The 1,069-nt window shown below is 61.6% G+C and carries 3 protein-coding genes; 2 read left to right on the forward strand and 1 reads right to left on the reverse strand.

Annotation, left to right across the window (positions count from 1 at the left end):
* Nucleotides 1-33: 33 nt before the first annotated feature.
* A complete protein-coding gene (locus tag ABWQ00_RS16275; RefSeq protein ID WP_353239705.1) occupies nt 34-330 on the reverse strand; it encodes a hypothetical protein in 297 nt (98 codons plus the stop codon).
* A gap of 173 nt (nt 331-503) precedes the next feature.
* On the opposite strand from ABWQ00_RS16275, the gene ABWQ00_RS16280 reads away from it, so the two are divergent.
* Together ABWQ00_RS16280 and ABWQ00_RS16285 are read left to right on the forward strand one after the other, a co-directional pair.
* On the forward strand, nt 504-725 hold the full coding sequence (locus ABWQ00_RS16280) for a hypothetical protein (RefSeq protein ID WP_353239706.1): 222 nt from the start codon (nt 504-506) through the stop codon (nt 723-725).
* Nucleotides 709-1,069: hypothetical protein (locus ABWQ00_RS16285; protein WP_353239707.1), on the forward strand; the 361-nt coding region annotated here is incomplete at its 3' end. The genes ABWQ00_RS16280 and ABWQ00_RS16285, both read left to right, overlap by 17 nt.

Consider the following 1,069-nt stretch of genomic DNA (forward strand, 5'->3'; position numbering starts at 1 on the left):
TGGACGACGAGGCACCGACGGCCGGCCCCGAGGCTACCGGAGACGGGGGCACTTACGGCCGCTCCAGCGGCTCGCCAGCGCCTGCCTTACAAAGAGGCGGTCGGGCGACTGCTCTTCATGAGTTGGAACGCAGGCGGTGGCGCGCGAAACCTGCCCGCAATCCTGATTGAAAAGGGCTACCACTTCTTCGCCATCCAGGAAGCGCACGCGGACCAGATGGCCCAGTTGCACGACACCCACAATTTTGTCTTGGAGCAGGACCAGTGCATTGCAATCCGCAAGCCGGGCGAGATTCAAACCATCGCCCATTTCAGAGACAAGACCATCCATTGGCACGTCGCGGAGGTCTTGTTTGAAAGGCCACGCTTGGGGCTCACTAGCCTCGTAATCATGAGCGTGCACCTCAGCAGCGTTTATGCCAAGCGGCTTGTGGCGGGCCGCGCGCCTTGGAGCTGGCCGTCGACGCCGCCATGGCGGCTTGCGAGCACGCAAGGCGGCCTAGCTTGGACATCGTGCGCGGCGACATCAACATGGCACGTTGGCAACAAGGCAGCACGCAATTGTGGAACGACGCAACGTACGACATCTTTGAGAAGCGTTGCATCTTGCCCGTCGCCGATTGGAGCGATGAGTGTTGCTTCGTCGCCATCCGCGAATCATTTGTCCAACAACTCCTCGTGAAGGGCAGCAGTTGGGGAGAGCAATTGGATGGAACAAAACCCTGAGGAGAAAGCGGACATGTGGAATAAGTTCCTCACGCAGTGCGGCGCAAGGCTCACCAGCAAGGACGTGCACTGGCCCATGCAGCTCTCCATGAGGGCCGCGCCCGGCCCGATGACCAGGGCCTCTGGATTCCGCCAACGAACACGGGAGAAGCAGCATCAGCGCTGGCTCAAGAAGGCCAAGTTAGGCTTCGGACCTTACGCCGGCAACGTCCCCAGCGGCTCCGAGCACTCTGCGATGGAGGCCTCCAGCGGCGGCGGATCTGATTCCCCCGGCCGCTCCAGCGGTTCTTGGCAATCTTGGAGTTGGCACGGCTGGCAGGATCACAGCCAGTGGGACTGGAAGC

This window comes from Limnohabitans sp. (genome assembly GCF_040400975.1).
In the GTDB taxonomy this organism is placed as follows: domain Bacteria; phylum Pseudomonadota; class Gammaproteobacteria; order Burkholderiales; family Burkholderiaceae_C; genus Limnohabitans_A.